This window comes from Clostridium sp. CAG:43 (assembly GCF_000434655.1).
GTDB classification, from domain to species: Bacteria; Bacillota; Clostridia; order Lachnospirales; family Lachnospiraceae; genus Otoolea; species Otoolea fessa.
This window is the reverse complement of record NZ_FR895091.1, coordinates 11,892-14,983: the sequence shown is the minus strand read 5'-3', so window position 1 is coordinate 14,983 and position 3,092 is coordinate 11,892. Positions and strand designations below refer to the sequence as shown.

4 protein-coding genes and 1 other RNA gene (1 of these 5 only partly in view) are annotated in these 3,092 nt (G+C 49.7%); 2 read left to right on the top strand and 3 right to left on the bottom strand.

All coding sequences use genetic code 11. From position 1 onward, the window contains the following. Both pyrB and QVO97_RS07295 read left to right on the top strand, forming a co-directional pair. Window positions 1-828, top strand: an 828-nt coding sequence (gene pyrB / locus QVO97_RS07300) for an aspartate carbamoyltransferase (protein WP_288189294.1), incomplete at its 5' end; no start/stop codon positions are given. Further along, entirely contained in the window at window positions 822-1,247 is a 426-nt protein-coding gene (locus QVO97_RS07295; RefSeq protein WP_022359701.1) for an aspartate carbamoyltransferase regulatory subunit, read from the top strand. The genes pyrB and QVO97_RS07295, both read left to right, overlap by 7 nt. Window positions 1,248-1,383: 136 nt before the next feature. On the opposite strand, the gene QVO97_RS07290 is transcribed toward QVO97_RS07295, so the two are convergent. The 3 genes from QVO97_RS07290 to rnpB form a co-directional block, all read right to left on the bottom strand. Next, window positions 1,384-2,523, bottom strand: a complete 1,140-nt coding sequence (locus QVO97_RS07290) for an alanine/glycine:cation symporter family protein (RefSeq protein ID WP_022359700.1) — start codon at window positions 2,521-2,523, stop codon at window positions 1,384-1,386. Between the two features lie 41 nt (window positions 2,524-2,564). Further along, window positions 2,565-2,828, bottom strand: a complete 264-nt coding sequence (locus QVO97_RS12760) for an alanine:cation symporter family protein (protein WP_022359699.1) — start codon at window positions 2,826-2,828, stop codon at window positions 2,565-2,567. 99 nt (window positions 2,829-2,927) lie between these two features. Further along, window positions 2,928-3,092: RNase P RNA component class A (rnpB, locus tag QVO97_RS07285), an RNA gene on the bottom strand (it continues 210 nt past the right edge of the window).

The window sequence follows — 3,092 nt, the reverse complement described above, 5'->3', positions numbered from 1 at the left end:
GCACACGTCTGCGACGGAAAGAAAATCGCGACTCTGTTTTATGAGCCAAGCACCCGTACACGCTTAAGTTTTGAGGCTGCTATGCTGAACTTAGGGGGACGGGTTCTTGGCTTTGCTTCTGCCGATTCAAGCTCTGCTTCCAAGGGCGAGAGTGTGGCAGATACCATCCGCGTTATCTCCTGCTTCGCAGATATCTGCGCGATGCGCCACCCGAAGGAAGGTGCGCCGATGGTTGCTTCCCTGCACTCTTCCATCCCGGTTATCAATGCCGGCGACGGCGGTCACCAGCATCCGACGCAGACCTTGACCGATCTGATGACGATCCGTTCTTTAAAAGGACGCCTGAACAATTTAACAGTCGGTCTGTGCGGCGATTTGAAATTCGGACGCACGGTTCATTCCTTAATCAATGCGCTGTCCCGCTACACAGGCATCCGTTTCGTCCTCATTTCCCCGCCGGAACTGCGCGTCCCGGATTATATCATTGAGGATACACTGAATGCAAAGGGAATCGAGTACAAAGAGGTTGAAAACCTGGATGAGGCGATGCCGGAGCTTGATATTCTCTACATGACACGTGTCCAGAGAGAACGTTTCTTCAACGAGGAAGATTACATCCGTATGAAGGACTGCTACATTCTCGACAAAAAGAAGATGGAGCTTGCCCGTGATGATATGTTTGTGCTCCATCCGCTTCCGCGTGTCAATGAGATTTCCGTTGAGGTGGACAACGACCCGCGTGCCGCTTACTTCAAACAGGTCCAGTACGGCGTATACGTCCGTATGGCTCTGATCATGACTTTACTGGAGGTGGAAAAACCATGTTAAATATCAGCGGATTAAAAGAAGGTTTTGTTCTGGACCACATCCAGGCAGGACGCAGTATGGATATTTACTTTAAACTGGGGCTGGACAAGCTGGACTGCCAGGTGGCTATCATCAAAAATGCGCGCAGCAGCAAGATGGGACGCAAGGACATCATCAAGATCGACGGCAGCCTTGATCTGGTAAATGTTGATGTGCTCGGCTACATCGATCACCGTATCACGATCAACATCATCAAGGATGGAAAAATCGTAGAGAAAAAAGATGTCAAGATGCCGAAAAAAATCACAAATGTCATCCACTGCAAAAACCCGCGCTGCATTACCTCGATCGAGCAGGAGCTTCCGCATATCTTCTATCTCGCGGATGAGGAAAAAGAGGTATACCGCTGCCAGTACTGCGATGAGAAGTATTCGCTGTAGATTCTTCTGAATATATCAAATGAATATCAAAAAAGCCATGAACGACTTTTCTGTAGATTTACAGATTATAAGCGATTTCATGGCTTTTTATTATTTTCCAGATTATAGATTCCAAAAATGCCTACCCTTGAACATCTTAATTCCAGAACTCTGTCTTACCTTCCAGCCCGATACTCTCAGCCTTGAAGCACGGATTCTTGCCTTCCTTTTTCTGCGCCTGGTAATCATCCAGACATTTGAGCGCTGTATTTCCCAGAATCACGATAACCGGCAGGTTGATGATCGCCATGATACCCATGAGGACATCCGCGAGATCCCATACCAGACCGAACTGGAGCTGTGCGCCGATGAAGACAACTACCACCGCAAACAGGCGGAACACGTTCATTTCTTTGTTTTTCAGCGTACGGCGTGCGATGTAGTTGAGACATCCCTCACAGTAGAACAGGTTGCCGAGCAGTGTCGTAAATGCAAACAAAAGAAGTGCAAATGTAATGAAATACGGTCCAATCACGCCAAATACCGTTCCCAAAGATTCCTGTACGAACGGAGCGCCTTTCAGTTCTTCGGACGGAACGATACCGGTGCAGAGGCACATCATCGCTGTTGCCGTACAGATGAGGATTGTATCGATAAAGACGGAAAGCATCTGTACCAGTCCCTGCTTAACCGGATGGCTGACATTAGCTGCTGCCGCCGCGTTCGGTGCAGAACCAACACCCGCCTCGTTGGAATACAGACCTCTCTTGATTCCCTGCATCATGGCAGAACCTGCGAATCCGCCGAAGATCGCCTTGAAATCAAAGGCATTGGAGAAGATATTGACAAACACTTCCGGTAGTCTTCCGATGTTTAAGAACATGACCGCAACTGCCATCAAGATGTAGAAAACGCCCATAAACGGAACCAGCACACCGGTAATGCGGACAATCTGTTTTCCGCCGCCCATGATACAGATGCCGACCAGAATCGCCAGAATGGCGCCGCCGATCATCGGAACCAGGCTCTTGTCCCCCATCATAAACTGATGGTAAAAACCGTAATTCGACATACTATCAATCAGGTTAAAGGACGCCAGCATATTGAAACCGCCAGCATAAGTAGCAATCAGGGCAATCGCGAAGATAACACCCAGCGCACGGTTCTTCAGCGCCGCCTCGATATAGTAAGACGGACCGCCATAGCTTCCGCCGGACGCGTCGCGCTTCTTATAAATCTGCGCCAGTGTGCTCTCGATAAATGCCGATGCGCCGCCCACAATCGCAATCAACCACATCCAGAACACCGCGCCGTAACCGCCAATCGCGATCGCATTGGCTACACCTTCGCATTGGCTACACCTACGATATTGCCTGTGCCTACACGGCTCGCCGTCGATACCATCAACGCCTGAAATGCGGATACGGAGTTGCTGTCCGTCTTCTCTCCGACTACCCGGATTGATTCCGGAAGCAGACGGAGCTGTACGAAACGGCTTCGGAGTGTGAAATACAGTCCGACCGCCAGCAGCATGATAATCAGCAGATAACTGTACATGACGTTGCTGATCACACCAACGAGTGATGCAAATCCTTCTAACATAAAGTTTCCCCCTTTTCATTTGTATGTAAATAGAAAAAAGAGCTGCTGCCGAATAAAGACGCCCTTTGGTATCTGCATTCGGCAACAGCCCCCTTAAATGATTTGAGCAAAACGGTAAGCCGGGTTATGTCGTTGAATGGTCATCTATCTAGTCCTGCTGTCGCCAGCAGGCTCAAGCGACCTACCCGAGAGCAGACGGGCCGCCTTGCGCTCTCTGTTCGGTCTTGCTTCGGATGGGGTTTACATGTGCCCCGGCTGTTACCA

Excerpts from the sequence above, each read along its gene's own strand:
- QVO97_RS07295 (WP_022359701.1), top strand. The coding sequence starts at position 822 with ATGTTAAATATCAGCGGATTAAAAGAAGGTTTTGTTCTGGACCACATC.
- QVO97_RS07290 (WP_022359700.1), bottom strand. The coding sequence starts at position 2,523 with ATGTGGTTGATTGCGATTGTGGGCGGCGCATCGGCATTTATCGAGAGC.
- QVO97_RS12760 (WP_022359699.1), bottom strand. The coding sequence starts at position 2,828 with ATGTTAGAAGGATTTGCATCACTCGTTGGTGTGATCAGCAACGTCATG.